Annotated in this window: 14 protein-coding genes; 8 read left to right on the top strand and 6 right to left on the bottom strand. The window is 43.0% G+C overall.

Annotated features, from left to right (window positions below; all coding sequences use genetic code 11):
- The first annotated feature begins 60 nt into the window (after window positions 1-60).
- Entirely contained in the window at window positions 61-480 is a 420-nt protein-coding gene (locus MA_RS09720) for a MarR family winged helix-turn-helix transcriptional regulator (protein WP_011021864.1), read from the top strand.
- Window positions 481-581: 101 nt separating this feature from the next.
- Window positions 582-2,975, top strand: coding sequence for an endopeptidase La (gene lon, locus MA_RS09715; protein ID WP_011021863.1), 2,394 nt, complete (start codon window positions 582-584; stop codon window positions 2,973-2,975).
- 150 nt (window positions 2,976-3,125) lie between these two features.
- Here lon and MA_RS09710 read toward each other — a convergent pair whose 3' ends face one another.
- Window positions 3,126-4,775 (bottom strand): ABC1 kinase family protein, encoded by a 1,650-nt coding sequence (locus MA_RS09710; protein ID WP_226990817.1) that lies wholly within the window; start codon window positions 4,773-4,775, stop codon window positions 3,126-3,128.
- 315 nt (window positions 4,776-5,090) lie between these two features.
- Between MA_RS09710 and MA_RS09705 the strand changes: the two genes are divergently transcribed.
- A complete protein-coding gene (locus MA_RS09705; RefSeq protein WP_011021861.1) occupies window positions 5,091-5,759 on the top strand; it encodes a flavodoxin family protein in 669 nt (222 codons plus the stop codon).
- A gap of 491 nt (window positions 5,760-6,250) precedes the next feature.
- Here the strand turns inward: MA_RS09705 and MA_RS09700 are convergent, their stop codons facing one another.
- The 3 genes from MA_RS09700 to MA_RS09695 all read right to left on the bottom strand — a co-directional run bounded on the left by MA_RS09700 (window position 6,251) and on the right by MA_RS09695 (window position 8,788).
- Window positions 6,251-7,186: a hypothetical protein gene (locus MA_RS09700; RefSeq protein ID WP_011021860.1), complete on the bottom strand. Its 936-nt coding sequence runs from the start codon at window positions 7,184-7,186 to the stop codon at window positions 6,251-6,253.
- Window positions 7,187-7,421: 235 nt separating this feature from the next.
- Complete coding sequence (locus MA_RS26805; protein ID WP_157860154.1) at window positions 7,422-7,565, bottom strand: antitoxin VapB family protein; 144 nt, start codon at window positions 7,563-7,565, stop codon at window positions 7,422-7,424.
- 47 nt (window positions 7,566-7,612) lie between these two features.
- Window positions 7,613-8,788 carry a multidrug effflux MFS transporter gene (locus MA_RS09695; RefSeq protein ID WP_226990816.1) on the bottom strand — a complete coding sequence of 392 codons (1,176 nt, stop codon included), beginning with the start codon at window positions 8,786-8,788 and terminating at the stop codon, window positions 7,613-7,615.
- 371 nt (window positions 8,789-9,159) lie between these two features.
- Between MA_RS09695 and MA_RS09690 the strand changes: the two genes are divergently transcribed.
- The 3 genes from MA_RS09690 (at window position 9,160) to MA_RS09680 (ending at window position 11,849) form a co-directional block, all read left to right on the top strand.
- Window positions 9,160-9,939, top strand: a complete 780-nt coding sequence (locus tag MA_RS09690) for an alpha/beta fold hydrolase (protein ID WP_011021858.1) — start codon at window positions 9,160-9,162, stop codon at window positions 9,937-9,939.
- A gap of 370 nt (window positions 9,940-10,309) precedes the next feature.
- A complete protein-coding gene (locus MA_RS09685; protein WP_011021857.1) occupies window positions 10,310-11,104 on the top strand; it encodes an alpha/beta fold hydrolase in 795 nt (264 codons plus the stop codon).
- A gap of 109 nt (window positions 11,105-11,213) precedes the next feature.
- Entirely contained in the window at window positions 11,214-11,849 is a 636-nt protein-coding gene (locus MA_RS09680; RefSeq protein WP_011021856.1) for a LysE family translocator, read from the top strand.
- A gap of 93 nt (window positions 11,850-11,942) precedes the next feature.
- Here MA_RS09680 and MA_RS09675 read toward each other — a convergent pair whose 3' ends face one another.
- The gene (locus MA_RS09675; protein WP_048065244.1) at window positions 11,943-13,112 is read right to left on the bottom strand and encodes an AAA family ATPase; all 1,170 of its coding nucleotides are present in this window, start codon (window positions 13,110-13,112) and stop codon (window positions 11,943-11,945) included.
- 349 nt (window positions 13,113-13,461) lie between these two features.
- Window positions 13,462-13,623 carry a hypothetical protein gene (locus tag MA_RS28550; protein ID WP_157860153.1) on the bottom strand — a complete coding sequence of 54 codons (162 nt, stop codon included), beginning with the start codon at window positions 13,621-13,623 and terminating at the stop codon, window positions 13,462-13,464.
- Between the two features lie 1,002 nt (window positions 13,624-14,625).
- On the opposite strand from MA_RS28550, the gene MA_RS09670 reads away from it, so the two are divergent.
- Window positions 14,626-15,069 carry a type VII toxin-antitoxin system MntA family adenylyltransferase antitoxin gene (locus MA_RS09670; protein WP_052279139.1) on the top strand — a complete coding sequence of 148 codons (444 nt, stop codon included), beginning with the start codon at window positions 14,626-14,628 and terminating at the stop codon, window positions 15,067-15,069.
- Entirely contained in the window at window positions 15,066-15,488 is a 423-nt protein-coding gene (locus MA_RS09665; protein ID WP_011021853.1) for a type VII toxin-antitoxin system HepT family RNase toxin, read from the top strand. Before MA_RS09670 ends, MA_RS09665 begins: the two co-directional genes overlap by 4 nt.
- Window positions 15,489-15,833 lie beyond the last annotated feature (345 nt).

Here is a 15,833-nt window from a genome sequence, read left to right as displayed (position 1 = left end):
TCCCTCAACCACCAAAAAGTATTTAATTAGGCAATGCCTAACTAACAACCTGGATCTAGTATGACAGAGAAAAAAGAGCATTTGTTAATAGTCTTTGAAAACCTGAGCAAAACCAAAAATGAGTGCTCTTGTGAGATCCTCTCTGAATGTGGGTTATCGGATATCACTGTAAAACAGATCGGATACCTGAAGATTATTGATGAACATGGGGACGTGACATTTAGCAGGCTTGCTAAGATCACCCGAAACTCAAAGCCAACCATCACGGAGATGGTTAACAAATTCGTGAAAATGGACTGCGTGTACAAGGAAAAGTCCCCGGAGGACGGGAGAATCTTTTACATTCGCCTGACTGAAAAAGGACGGAGAATAGCTCGTGCCGAAGAAAACGCATTGTTGAGGGTCATTGAAAAAATGGCAGGTTCTCTGGACGAGAAAGAAATTGACACGCTTATCAACCTCCTGGAAAAGGTATGGTAATTTTTTTTGTCCGGCGAAAAAGTTAGGTTAATTCAAACTAAATAACTAAATAACCGGGATAACCGGGACAGCATTTTTGATAATAATTGAGACGATAAACAATGTACACAGAACAAGCCGAGAATAACAGAGAAAGCCTTATAATGCCGCTCTTTGAGGTAGTGGTTTACCCGAAAGGCCGGGCGAAATTCCTGGCAGACAAAGTTACGGGAGAAATACTGTTAGCTGAGATGAAAACTACCGAGGCTGTGTATGCCGTCGGGCTGACAGTGAAAAGCGGCACGAAACCTTCGGAGATATCGGAAGATAGTCTGTACAAAACCGGAAACCTGCTTAAAATTGGCTATGTACAGCCTGCTGATGACGGATATCTGGTTATTGCGAAGGCTGTCCAGAAGGTAGAGGCAGTCTCTGTGTACCGGAAAAATGGATTGTTCTATGCCATGTTCAAGCCTGTTTTTGATATCCCTGACCTTGATGAAGATATCCAGGCAGAAATGATGGCGAACATTAAAAAGGCAATCCGAGAGATAAGCAGCCGCTTCCAGGGCTCTGAACAGTTTACCAAGCCAATTGAGAAGATGGACTCCATTGACCAGCTCATTGGATATGTTATGCCGTACATGCCGATAAAACTGGAAGAAAAACAGGCCCTTCTGGAGATAGTTTCTGTTCGTGAAAGGTATTTTGCATTTTTTGAGATCCTGATGAAGCAGAAAGAAAACATCAATTTCCAGATGGAAATGGCAAAAAAAGTTACCGACAAGATAAGCAAGTCGAACCGTGAAGCCATGCTGCGGGAGCAGCTGAAGATGATTCAGGAAGAGCTTAACGGAGGCGACGATGCCGCTTCAGGCGAAGGAGGATACAGGGAAAGGATTGAAAAATCAACGATGCCTGAAGAGGTCAAAAAGAAGGCATTGTCAGAGTTGAAGAAACTCGAAACCGGAGGCCCTCACAACCCTGAGAGCTCCGTTATCAGAAATTACCTGGACCTCATGCTCGACCTTCCCTGGGTGACGGAGGAGAAAAAGAGCATCGATATTGACGAAGCTCGCCGTGTCCTTGAAAGCAACCATAACGGGCTTGAAAAGGTCAAGGAAAGAATAATCCAGCACCTGGCGGTAATGAAACTGAAAAAGGAAAAACAGGGTTCGATTCTGCTCCTTACGGGCCCGCCCGGAACAGGGAAAACGAGCCTCGGAAAAAGTATTGCAGATGCCCTCGGCAGGGAGTATGTCAGGATTAGCCTCGGAGGCGTCAGGGACGAAGCCGAGATAAGAGGGCATAGAAGAACGTATATAGGAGCCCTGCCCGGAAGAATTATTCAGGGCATGAGAAAAGCAGGTACTAAAAACCCGGTCTTCATCCTCGACGAGGTCGATAAGCTTTCAACTTCCTACGCAGGAGACCCGGCAAGTGCCCTTCTGGAAGTCCTTGACCCCGAGCAGAACAACACATTCTCGGACCATTATCTGGAAGTCCCGTATGACCTGTCCGAAGTATTCTTCATAGCCACTGCCAATTCACTGGCAAGTATCCCCTGGCCTCTGCTTGACAGAATGGAGACAATCGAGATCTCGGGTTACACGAAAAATGAAAAACTTGCAATTGCAAAAGATCATCTGCTGCCCTGCATACTGGAAGAACACGGCCTTGATGCGGACAAGCTCAAAATTGAAGATGAAGCCCTGAAAGGGATCATCGACAAATACACCCGCGAAGCCGGGGTCCGTGGACTGAAAAAACAGCTTGCTAGGACTGCAAGGTTTGTGTCTGAAAAGATCGTGTCAGGAAAAACCGACCTCCCTTACGTGGTCAGAGCGGACATGCTCAAAGAGGTTCTCGGAAAAGAGATAATCAGGCAGGAAGAAGCCAGAAAAGAAAATGTTCCCGGAGTGGTAACCGGCCTTGCCTGGACCCCTGTGGGAGGAGACATCCTTTTCATTGAAGGAACATTCATGCCCGGAAACGGTAAGCTTACCCTTACAGGCCAGCTAGGGGACGTGATGAAAGAGTCGGCACAGATCTCTTTGAGCCTTGTCAGGTCCAGACTTGCCAGCACCGAAAACAGCTTTAACTTTACGGCAAGCGATGTCCATATCCACGTACCCTCGGGTGCGACCCCGAAGGACGGACCTTCAGCAGGCGTGACTCTCTTTACCGCCCTTACGTCCCTCATAACCGGTAAAGCGGTTGACCCCAAACTTGCCATGACTGGGGAAATAACGCTGAGCGGTGCAGTACTGCCCGTTGGAGGCATAAAAGAGAAAGTCCTGGCAGCCCACAGGGCAGGCATAAAGAAAGTAATCCTGCCAAAAGAAAACGAAAGAGACCTTGAGGACGTGCCTGAAGAAGTCAGAAACGAGCTTAAGTTTGTTCCTGTAGAGACCATTGAAGAGGTCTTAAAAGAAGCACTGGGTCTTGACCTCCCCGGACATGTGCTGTCGTCGTCATTTGCAGGTAACAGTTTTACAGCTACCCAGAATGTTTGAGTTTGAAAGTGCAGGACAGGGCAATGACCTGGTTGGGAGATATTCAAAGATGGGGTTTAGGTTAAAGCTTCCAGAAACGTGACCTACCCCGTCCATCCACTCAAAGCTGAATTCAAACTCTTAATTCAAAAACGGGAAAATAGCCGAAAGTCATATCCTGCCTGTCCTGAAGATATTGAATATAAGCCACATCCCAAAAATGCTGGCAAGAAGGAAACCGAATATTCCCAGAAGTGGCACTCCCCAGAGAAGGGGTTTCATGTTTGTCTGAGTTATCAGGGATGAAGCAACGATTATGGCAGAGATGATCAGGCTGAAAGACAGCCGATTGCTTGCGGTATTTATCTCTGAGATCAGCCTTTTAGTCTCTTCGGACTCAAGCTTTATTCCCAGATAACCGTTTTCGGCATTATCGAGGATATGGGAGATTTTTGTAGGGGCTCTCTGGAATATGCGGGACCAGCTGGAAATGTTGTCGTAAAGTACCCTGGCAATGTTCTGCGGATAAAAACTCTCTTTTATTGCGTTTTTCGCATAAGGCTCTACAAGCTCGGCTAAATTCAAATCGGGATCGATTATCAGCCCGAACCCCTCAACAGCAAGCGTACCCCTTACCAGCAGCGTAATATTGTAAGGCACTTTAACCTGATTCTTTCTCAGGACCTCTATTAACTCTTCTATTATTACCGAAGCATCGAGATTTTTCAGAGCCCTGCCGTAATATTTGGAACGGAAGTAATCAAAATCCACTTTCAAGACTTTTGTGTCCACATGAGAATCTATACCTCCCATATCCCGTAAGACTTCAACAAAAAGCGAGCTGTCCCCTTTAACCATTGCCGTCATCCCGTTCAGGAACATATCCCTTGTTTCTGAAGATAGGTGCCCAACCATTCCGAAATCGAGAAATGCCACTATTCCATCTTCCATTATCAGGATGTTCCCTGGATGCAGGTCAGCATGGAAAAAACCGTCTTCAAAGACCTGCTTAAGAAAAGAACCTGCAACTGCAAGAGCTATTGCACTCCTGTCAAACCCCTGCTTTTCAAGTAAATCCACGCGCCCGCCTTTTATCCCTTCGATATATTCGAGGGTCAGCACACGGGTGCCTGTATAATCCCAGTACACTTTGGGGATGTGGATTTGCTCGCTGTCCTTAAAATTCTCTGCAAACCGGTCTGTGTTCCAGCCTTCCTGCGAATAATCTATTTCTGCAAGAATACTGCGCGATAGTTCGTCAACAAGTTCAACCGGCCTGTAAAGTCTGGCTTCAGGGATGTGTTCGGTTAAAAGCCTGGATAAACTGTACATTATATCCAGATCGGATTCGATTACCTCTTTTATTCCAGGACGCTGGACCTTCACAACGACGTCGTCACCATTTTTTAGCTTTGCCCGATGCACCTGCCCGATTGACGCACATGCAAGTGGTTTTTTCTCAAAAGACTCGAACAAATCCTCAACAGGAAGTCCGAGTTCTTCTCTTATAATCAGCTCAACTTCCTCAAAACCAAAGGAAGGGGCATCGTCCTGAAGTTTTGAAAATTCGGCGGCGTATTCAAGAGGAACGAGGTCCCGCCTCATGCTCAGCAACTGGCCTAACTTGATGTAGGTCGGACCGAGTTCTTCAAGGATCCTGCGGGTTCTAACCGGGCCTGAGAGATTATGTTCATCTCTTTTTTCCTGTTTTTTGAGCCTGGAAGTAAAGTCTCCGAAACTGCCCAGACCGATCTGGTCAACAATATATCCGAACCCGTATTTCTGGAGAACCTCAATTATCTGGCCGTATCTTTTCAACATTGAATAACGGCGGAATCTTTTATGCAGCATATAAAGTCATTAGCCTGATGTTTTTGTGATGAGTACCGAAGTTATTTCGGGAATGAGTTTATTTAACACATATAATATTTTTTTGTATCTAATTAAGGTTCCTCTCAATTCTGGATCATCCTGTCAAAGAGTTATATGAACTACCACTCAGCTAAAGACTCATGGGTTTTATGCTTATTTATATAAAAACAGGACATTATTAGACTGACTGGAAACTCTATTCTCCGTTAACTGATCGGTCCCTATTCCTGAAAATCTGAATAGAATGAAAATGAAGGTAAAACCATGAAAGTAATAGCCATAAACGGAAGCCCCAGAAAGAAATGGAACACAGCCACCCTGCTGGAAAAAGCTCTTGAAGGCGCAGCTTCGGAGGGCGCGGAAACAGAAATAATCCACCTCTACGACCTCGATTTTAAAGGCTGCACAAGTTGTTTTGCCTGCAAATTGAAGAGCGGGAAAAGCTATGGAAAATGCGCAATGAAAGATGAGCTGACACCTGTACTTGAGAGGTTGGAAGATGCTGATGCTGTAATCCTGGGATCTCCAATCTATCTTGGGAATTTGACAGGCGAGATGAGATCGTTCATGGAACGCTATGTATTTCCATACCTCACATATTCCAATAGCTTGCCTTCCCTCTACCCAAAAAACACCCCTGTTGGTTTCATCTACACGATGGGAGCAAAGGAAGAATATTTTGATATGTTTGGGCTCAGGAAAACTATCGAATTGAATGAGAATCTTGCTAAGAGAATCTTCGGAGATTCCGAATCACTTTACAGCACCGATACCTACCAGTTCGATGATTATTCAAAGTACGTTGCTGACAGGTTTGATCCCGAAGAAAAGGCAAACAGGCGAAAAGAAGTATTCCCAAAAGACTGTGAGAAAGCCTTTGAGATGGGTGCAGGGTTCGTGAAGAGACAAAAAGATATGGAAGTGAGGGAGTAAAAGCAATAATTTTTGAGTTACATGATAAGCTCCTTAATATTGCTTTTTTCACTTCTTTCACTTTCATATCTGTTTTTTGTTAACGTCAATTTCCCCTCTTTTTCTTCCCTTTCGTGGGAAGGCCGCTCTCCTGCGTCGAGCGGGAAATAACGACACAATACAGCGAATAAGGTTGCATGGATCAGATAGATCTATTATTTTAGTCTGATTATTTGGTCTGCTTGAGCAAAGCTCCTGATTTTTACTTGCAAATTAATCTGCTTGAGCAAAGCTCCTGATTTTTACTTGCAAATTAATCTACTTGAGCAAAGCTCACTTTTTCCCATAATAGTCTGCTTGAGCGGAGCGAAACAGACCTCGTGCTGTTGCACTTGCAGTGCAACTCCCAGAAAATCTCCGATTTCCTGCGATCCCAAAGCGAAATTCGGGTGGCTCAACTCTGCTGAGGCGCAATTCGGGAAGAAAAGAAATTGCTTAAGCGGTAGCCTGTTTCACCATATTCGTGAAGAGCTGTGGAAAAACTCAAAGCGGTCCACCGCTTCAGGAGAAAGCCCCATTTCTTCAAACATCTCCCGGAAAACTGCCCGGTACTTCTCTTCAGGTATCGATTCCCAGCTGCTTCCTACATGCATTATGATTTCAAGCTTGACCTTTCCTGAGGAATCAAGTTCAACTATGTACCTGTTCCCGTTATCATAAGTCGTTACCTTGGCCTCCGGGATGGAGTATTTTACGGAACCCAGCCGTTTCCCGTCCTTTAAAAAGACTTCAGTTGGGTATGCATTAAAACCCAAACCGGACCCGTAGCTGGAATTATCACTGTTTTCCAAAAGATAGGCATATACAGCCGGGAAATTGGGAGATTCATTCACCTGTATTTCAGCATCCCAGGTCTGGTTTTGTGCGGCCTTTTTCAGAACCTCAAGATACTTTTCCGAATCATTTTCATCCGGGCCGAAAAGGAGTCCGAGTTTTTCAAGCATCCAGAAATCTTCTGGAAACTCTGATAGCTGCAAGGGAGCTCCGGGATCGACGTGGCTGAGGTTCGAAACGGCCACACAGGCTTGACCCCTAGTTCTAGGTCCGTTTTCACAGACGAAGACCATAAGCTCGGAGTTCTTGTTATAGTTAAGCCTTATATTCTGCACGAGCGCCGCACTTCCGAAACTTTCCCGGACCTCAGGCACATCCCCCGGTTCAAAACCTGAAAAGTTTCCGGGCCAAGGCCAGGAACCTTCCACTTCATAGCCGGCATTCTCCGCTTTTGTTAGCACGGAACTATAATCAAGAGACCCGATATCTACATCTTCGGAATAGTACCAGGAACTGTCGATAAAAGGCATTAGTATGAAAGGTCCGAATAAATACAGTACAAAAAGGAGGGGAAGGAGTAATAATAAGATCAGTATGGCTTTTTGCTTTTTCATGAAACCCTCAACTCCGGGAAATGCCGGTAAACTGAAGACCTTGTTATTATTCCGAATTATAAGTCCGATTTTAAGAATAGCGGGAATAATATCTCTTAGTTACCTATATCATTACACTCTACATACTAAAATAATAAATAATTTAGGCTTATTTTGCAGGCTCTTAGATCAAAAAATTGAAAGTTCCCTTGTTTTCCTGGAATCCTCTCCAGCTTTTCCAGAACTTCCTCGCCTCTCATAGTCCCGAAATAAACCGACAGATCCCCTTTTCGTTCTTCAGAAGACGATCGATAACATCGCTGAAACTTTCTCCCTCCAGTTTTGCATTTTTCAGCAAGTTGTATGCCTCGTCCCGGATTGAGATCGTATTTGTAGCCATGGATATGTGTATAAACACAGAAACAAAGTTCTTCGTTTGCCCTGTGTTCAGGCAGTTCCCCTGATCCCTCTCCTCTGCAAAACAATCCATGTAGCAAGCACCACAGCTCCGCAACCGAGAGCGATAGCCCCGAGCACGGGAATCTTATCCGCCCACTCCAGGGAGATAAACCACATGCCAACAGCCCCGAGTGTAAAGTAGCAGAAGATCAGCAGAGAAGAAGCCGAGCCAGCATCCCGGTCTACCTGTTCAAGTACAAGGTTATTGCTCGGGGGACGGCTCAGGCCAAGGGAAAATGTGATCAGGAACATCGGGAGAGCAAAGCTCCAGGGACCATGCTGTCCGGTGAAAAGAAGGAAAATCCCGCCCAGGAAAATTCCTGCAAACCCAACTGTCATCAGATGCTTTGATCTGATGCTTCTTGTCAACCGGAGGCAGGAGAAGGAACCGACCATCAGAGCCATGGCGTTGAAGGCAAAGAAGTAGCTGTATTTCTGCTCGGTCATGCCAAACCCGTTAATGTAGATATCGGAAGAGCCCGCGATGTAACTGTACAGGGGAAAAAGGCTTGCCGACATGACAAGGACCATAACTATGTAAGAAGGATTGAACAGCAGCCGGCTGTAGGTGTGCATTACCCGGGTAAGTGGGGTATCAGAGACCTTTGGAAGTGTTTCCGGAAAGCGGAGAACTCCGATCAACCCGATTAAGCCTAAAACTGCCTGAATGAAGAAGATCCAGGGCCAGGAGAAATCTGCAAGGACCCAGCCACCAATGACCGGAGCGAGCATGGGAGCAAGCGCCATTATAACCGCGATGTAAGCCAGAATCTTCTCCCTTTCCTGTCCGGAGAAAATATCTTTGGTCATGGCCATAGAGATAGAGGAACTGGCAGCAGCTCCTGCAGCCTGCAGTATCCGTAGGCCTATTAGCATGGAAGCACTGGACGCAAAGACACAGAGCAAGCTTGCCGCTACGTATACCGCAAGCCCGAAAAGAAGGGGCCTGCGGCGGCCAAATCTGTCGGAAATAGGGCCGTAGAAAAGCAGGAAAAACCCGTAGGTCACAAAGAAGCAGATAAGGGTCAGGTTAATCACCGACAGGGAAACACCCCAGGTTTCGGCAAGGGAAGGGAGGGCCGGCAAGATCATGTCCGTGGAAAGAGGAGGAAAGGCCGTAAGAAGGGCCAGAAGCGGTAAGGTTCCTTTCAGATTTCGCTTCAAATTATTATCTCCTGAACTATTTACCTTATTAATTTTAGAATCTATTTTATCATTTCTTTTTTGTTGAAAAGCCATAATAGGATCCTTTATTTCGTATTTATCAGTGTAGTAATTATTAAATAGTTATTGTTTTTTAAATGGTTGTTAATCTTGAAGTGTTTATTACATCTGATATTATTGCATCGGATTTTAGTACATCTGATTTTAGTGTATCTGATTGTCAATCGGGCATATAGTTACATGTGTAACTAACCACAATGATTATCGAAGGAAACGAGTTGTATATAACAGTTTCGAAAGTAAAGATCAGTATCAATAATTTTGAAAATCAATCCATTTTTAAACAATAGAAGCTTAAACCTGGTACAGGCATGGAAAATCTGAGAAAATACGGAAACCCACCCTTCACTATAGCCGTCATTCACGGAGGACCCGGCGCCCCCGGAGAAGTGGCTCCTGTTGCGAGGAAACTCTCCTCTATTCGAGGAGTTCTGGAACCCTTCCAGACAAAAACAACTCTTGAAGGTCAGATAAGGGAACTAAGAGAAGGTATGGAAGAAAATGGAGCTCTGCCGATAACCCTGATAGGTTTTTCCTGGGGGGCTATGCTCAGTTTTATCTTCACAGCCCGCTACCCTCAATTTGTAAAAAAACTGATTCTAATCGGAAGCGGGCCTTACGAAGAAAAATATGCTGTAAACATAAAGAGTACAAGGATAAGTCGGCTCGGAAAAGAAAATTGGGAAAACTTCCTTGCACTTAATGAAGCTCTGAACGACCCTTCAGCTAAAAACAGGGATAAAGCGCTATGCAGCTTTGGAAAGTTGATGTCTAAAGTGGATGCTTATGACCCGATCCCCCATGAAGAAGAACTACTCGAATGCAGCTATGATATCTTCAAAGGTGTATGGGAAAAAGCCAGCGAATTGAGGATCAGTGGTAAACTCCTGCAAATGGGAAATAAAATAAAATGTCCTGTAGTTGCAATTCATGGCGACTACGACCCTCACCCTTTTAAAGGAGTAAAAGAACCCCTTTCCGGAGTTTTAAAGGATTTCAGGTTCATTTTGCTGGAAAAATGCGGGCATAAACCCTGGGTGGAAAAGCAGGCAAAAGAGAGGTTTTATGAACTGCTGAAAGATGAAATTTGAAAATAAAATAAGAAATAAACTAAAAAATAAACCTTTTTATTAAGTATAGCTGACCACAAAAGATAAAATTCTCCATTCGTACACAGTTAAAAGGGTAAGCAATGGCAGAGTTCCTTTCAAATTTCTTTTTAATTTTTCATTGGATTTATTTGTTTTTTGATGAGAATGATAGCAGGGTCCTTTTTAACTTTTAATTGTTAAAAGGTCGTAATAAATTGGCTGTCAATCGCAGGATGGTTACATATATAATTAATCAAGATGTTTCTCGAAAGAGTTGAGTTGTATATAACAGTTACGAAGCACAGGTAAGAACCAATAGAATTCCAAAACCAATTGTTTTTAAGCTAAACAGATCTAATCTGAGAGGCGTATGACGTATCTGAGGAAATACGGAAATTCACCGTTTACTACAGCCGTTATCCACGGCGGGCCCGGTGTTCCTGGAGAAATGGCCTCTGTCGCTAGAGAACTTTCCTCCTTTACCGGAATCCTTGAACCACTCCAGACTAAAGCAACCATTGAGGGCCAGGTAAAGGAACTAAGAAATATTTTGAAAGAGCATGGGGCTCTGCCGGTAACCCTTATAGGGTTTTCCTGGGGTGCAACTCTCAGTTATATCTTTACAGCTCTTCACCCTCGATTCGTGAAAAAATTGATTCTGGTCGGAAGTGGACCATATGAACAGAGATATGCCGTAAACATAACGAGCACCCGGATAAGCAGGTTAGGAAGGGAAGACTGGGAAGACTTCCGTTCTCTGGACGCGGTTCTCAACAATTCTACGGCTAAAAACAGGAATGAAACTTTTTGCATCCTGGGAAAGCTGCTCTCGAAAGTTGATACCTATGACCCTCTGCCCCATGAAGTAGAATTGATCAAATGTAGCTATGATGTATTCAAAGGCGTATGGAGAGAAGCACACGAGTTAAGGAGCAGCGGTAAGCTTCTGAAACTGGGAACAAAAGTCAGATGCCCGGTAGTTGCAATTCACGGAGACTATGATCCCCACCCGTTCGATGGAGTTAAAGAACCCTTATCCGGGGTTTTGAAGGATTTCAGATTTATCTTGCTGGAAAAATGCGGGCACAGACCCTGGATTGAAAGAGAAGCAAAGGAAAAGTTTTATGAACTGCTGGAGAAAGAAATCCACATACGATGCCTTTAAAAATATGTTAATTCACATTTAAACCCAAACCCGTCTTCCGAATACATAGTTAGAAGGACAAAAGGCTAGAAAGAAAAATGGCTAGAACTAAAAACGGTTAAAAGGAAAAGTGAGAAATTTGATAGAACAATCCCAGTTAATCTATTTCATTGCAGCCTCCGCAGCCCTTACGTTTCTTCCTGGACCCGATATTCTTTTCGTGCTCACCCAGAGCATTTCACAGGGCAAAATGGCAGGGATTGCAACCGCAACGGGTCTGTGTACGGGCATACTCGTCCACACCAGCGCAGCTGCTTTAGGGATTTCCGCCCTGCTATACAAATCTGCCCTTGCCTTCGAAATCGTAAAATATGCCGGAGCAGCCTATCTACTTTACCTTGCCTGGCAGGCTTTAAAGGAAAGCGGAGAACTGGTATCTTCTGCCCCTGTCCGGGAAACAAATGCACTTGCCCTTTACAGGCGCGGGATTTTTATGAATGTCCTGAATCCCAAAGTTGCTCTCTTCTTCCTCGCATTCCTCCCCCAGTTTGTAAACCTGGAATCAGGAAGCGTCCCGATACAGATGATATTCCTGGGCATAGTTTTCCTGATACAGGCCTGGCTGATCTTTTCCTCAATTTCGATCTTTGCCGGGATAATCGGAGATAAGATCGTACAGAGACCGGGCATTGGAAAGTACATTAACTGGGGAAAAGCAGGCATTTTTACCGTAATCGGAGTTAAACTTGCGCTTTCCCATAAATGAGCTACCCCTCCATCACAGCCAACGGCTGTCGAGGAAGGAACTTTCTTCTTTTTTCTTAAGTGCCTTATTGAGTACCGTCAATCCTTCAATCTATTAAGGATAAAGGATATTCCGCTTGATCCAGATTCTGAATACATTGTCCAGGATACCGTACATTCCCTCTTCCGGTTTTTTAATTGTCATCGTACTGTACAGATCCTTCATCGAGGTTGTCAGAGACGAGGCAGGTGTTTGCATATCGGATGCGATTTCGCTTAATCTGCGGTATTTTTCTCTTGACAGGAATTTCAGGATGGTTTTTTGCTGATCGCTGAATTTCCATTCATACCTGGATTCAAATTCACTATCGAATTCATTTAGCATGGAATTGAATGCGTTTTCAACATCAACCTCATCAATAGTGTTTTTGTTTTTCAGAACTGAGTTCTGATAGAGGATAAATCCTATTTTCTGGAAATAGAAAGGAAAGCCTCCGGTACATGCATATATTCTTTCCAGCGCGCTGTCAGTAATCCGTATGTTTTGGGTCAGGAGACGGTCTTGGATATATTTGGCAACATGTCCCTCTTCAATAGGCTCAAGTTGAATTCGTGCAGCCATGAGGTACAGCGGAGAATCCGGCTTTAAAAATACTTCATGCAGCAGAGACACCGAAGACCCCGAGAAGATATATCTGACAGAAGGCTGGCTGTCCATCTGGCTCTTTAATATATTGAAAATATATCCGTTAAACCTCCTTAATTCCTGAAACTCATCAAAAGCAAGAATTATCGGTTCTTTCTTTTCTCCTGAAAATCCCCTGATGAAATCAAAAGTTTCAGCCACCAGTTCCTGTTCGTTAACGTCTTTTTCCCGGAATCTGAGATAAACGTTCCCTATGTGTTCGATGCTGCCCCCGATCTCAGAAAGTGATTTATACGCAGCCGTGATTTTTCCTCGAAATACCTGAGAATATTTCTGCACAAGCCCTTTAAGCTGGTGTTTTTCCTCGTACGCTGCAAGCAAAGCTCGCGTAACAACCCTGAAGAAATCACTCAAACCTGTCATTTCTCTGCAATTTATGGTAACGAAAAGGACCTCGTCTTCAACACGTGTTTTAAGGTTCCTGAGCAGGGAAGTCTTCCCTATTCTGCGCGGCCCTATGATAACATTGTTCTGTGCCAGGGTCTCTATGTCCATCTTCATTTTTTCAATTTCATTTTCTCTTCCTATGAAATAAGGAGGTTCGACTTCTCCCCCCACTACAAATAAGGATTCAGGCATCAATAATTTTCCTCCTGCTGCAAGACCTTTTACCAGGGGTAATGTCCATTATGGGTATAGTTGAAAGCAAATATATTTAAAAATAACTATTGATTTAGTAGTTAAAAATGAATATATTTGAATTTAACGATTACTTCGTCCATAAGTTAAAGTGAAGTTAAAAACAAAATCATCAGAAATGAATATCTTTAAAAGAAAATACAAAATAGTAGCCATAACAAATAAATTGAAAATTCAAGACTTCCAATTAAATTTATGATTTAACCCATTAAAAGTTAAACTGGTGGAGTTTGGAGTTATTCTTTAGAAGATCCGGAAAAATCCGGAATTCACATGTTAAATAATAAATTTAAATCCCGTGATACTCTTCTGGCTCGATAGGAGGCATTGAAATAAAAGCAAGCAAGAAACTCTCCAGCCTCTTGTTATCTATCCTGATACTAATGTTGATGTTGCCTGCCTGCAGCTCCGCAAGTTCTCTGATTACGGAGAAAGAAGTAATCGTATACAATAACACGTTTGAAGGCTAAAGCGAGAACTGGAAAGCAAAATACTAAACGAAACACATATTTTAATAACCACCGGCCACAAAACCCATTACGACGGGAAGGACGAAAGCAAGCTTGTTCTAACTTACAGAGGCAATCTTTCCCAGGAAGAAAATCCAAGACAATTAATATATTCTTATGAAGCAGGCAGAAAGGGCGGCTCCGGGAATGTGTTTGGTGAAAACGACACCGTGAAAGTTGTGTTGAGGATGGACGGAAAAAGGGAGAGTCTGGAATTGAAAAGGGCTAAATAAGCCCTATTTTCGGAAACCACATAGTTAACCCCGCAGTTAAATAGAGCCGGGCAGAACTGCTGAAGTTCTGATATGTTGAAGAGCCTGCTATTTGCTTATCGGAGCAGATAACCGGAATAATTAAAGAGGAATAGCTAAACCATCAAATCGAATTTTCAGTAAAAAAATCAATCATGTGGACAGACGACCAAAAGTCAATTAATGTTACAAAATAATGTAAGTCAAATCTGCATGTTTAAAAGTGAGTTTTATGATAACGGACCAGAATCTTGCATAATTTCATCTTATCAATGATATGGCTGGAAAGAACTCTGCCCCCGACACAACGATGATGTTTGCAGCAAATTACTCATATTTCTTTTCGCAGTTTACCTCAATTTGAAAACGTCGCAATACTTTTCGATTCTCTTTTTCAATTAAATATTTTTTCAGGGTTTAATCGTTTTTTAGACCTCTTCTTCGCCAATTTAGAGAGATAAAGACGAACAAGAACAGAACGTTTAGGAAGGAAATAGCAAAAAAGGAAAAAGTAAAGAAAAACAGTAAAAAGGAGAAAGCAAAGAAAGAAACACCTAAAAATCGTAACAAACCAGGGAAAACTAAAGGCTGCACAAGTTATAAACGGAAAGTAAGCATAAGTCATGAGCAATAGATCACATTCAATTACTTTATGCGATTGGATCTAAACGATTGACTCCATTGTTTGATCATATGCAGGCCGACGACACACAATCTGGTATGGAACAGCTGGAAAGAAAGCTGCGCGAATTTTTCTTACATGTAGATAGTGTTACACTTGCTTATCTTTTCGGTTCGACGGTCCGGGGGGAAGCTAACTGCCTGAGTGATATAGATATTGCCATCCTTTTTGACAGCACCCTGACAAAAAAGGAAGCTTTTGACCTTCAGCTGAAGCTGATAGTCGACCTTGGTGACGTTCTTAAAACAAAAAATGTGGATCTTGTCGTGCTCAACGACTCTCCTCTGCTCCTGGCATTCAATATCATACGTGACGGAGTCATTTTGAAATCTGAAGAGAGGATAAGAGTACATTTTGAAACGGGGATAATGTCCAGGTACTATGATGAGCAATATTATATCAAAAGGCACATGAAAAGAGCTATTGAAAGAATGGCTAAAGGCAGGTTTGGATGAGACAGGAAGTAATAGACAAGCTTGAGCTGCTTGAAGGATATATTGCCGTCTTGAAGGACCTTCAGCAATACAGCTTCGAAGAAATCGAACAAAATTATGTGCTCAGGGGAGCTGTAGAAAGATATTTACAAATCTCGCTTGAATGTATGCTGGATATTGGTGAGATCATTATTTCAATGGAAAAAATTAAGCGTCCACAAAGTTATAAGGAAATATTCCGTACCCTGGGAGAAAATGGAATTCTTCCTGAAACTTTTGCCAGAAAAATTGAGCCCGCCGTCGGATTTCGGAATATACTCGTGCACATGTATGCAAAAGTAGAAGTGGATAAGCTTTATGAAAAACTGCAAAACGGCATTGAAGATATGGAAGATTTCATTGAATACGTTGCCCGATTCCTAGCTGAAAGAGAGGATTAAACTTTTTTTGGAATTTACTTGAAAATTTTTAAAGCCCCAAACCAGATCTAATAGAATAAACCTGTACAGTATTGTTTATTAATCTGTTAGGGAGAAATGAAGTGCCCAATATTTTAGTCGGTTGCATAATTCAGTTTTCTATTATGTTGCATAATTCAATGTTCTATTATTTTCCATTCGGATCATCTTGAGCATCGAATTAAAGAAACTTTATCAGTGAACTTCTTTGCAGGCATTTAATCCTCAATTTTCAAAAAAGCCTATTAGATCCCGGTTTTTCGAAGCTTTCTCTGCTTTTTAACTTTTTTATTAGCATTCATATGGTTTTCTAAATTTTTCTTAACG

The sequence above is a fragment of the Methanosarcina acetivorans C2A genome (genome assembly GCF_000007345.1).
GTDB lineage: Archaea > Halobacteriota > Methanosarcinia > Methanosarcinales > Methanosarcinaceae > Methanosarcina > Methanosarcina acetivorans.
This window is presented reverse-complemented; position numbering and strand designations above follow the sequence as displayed.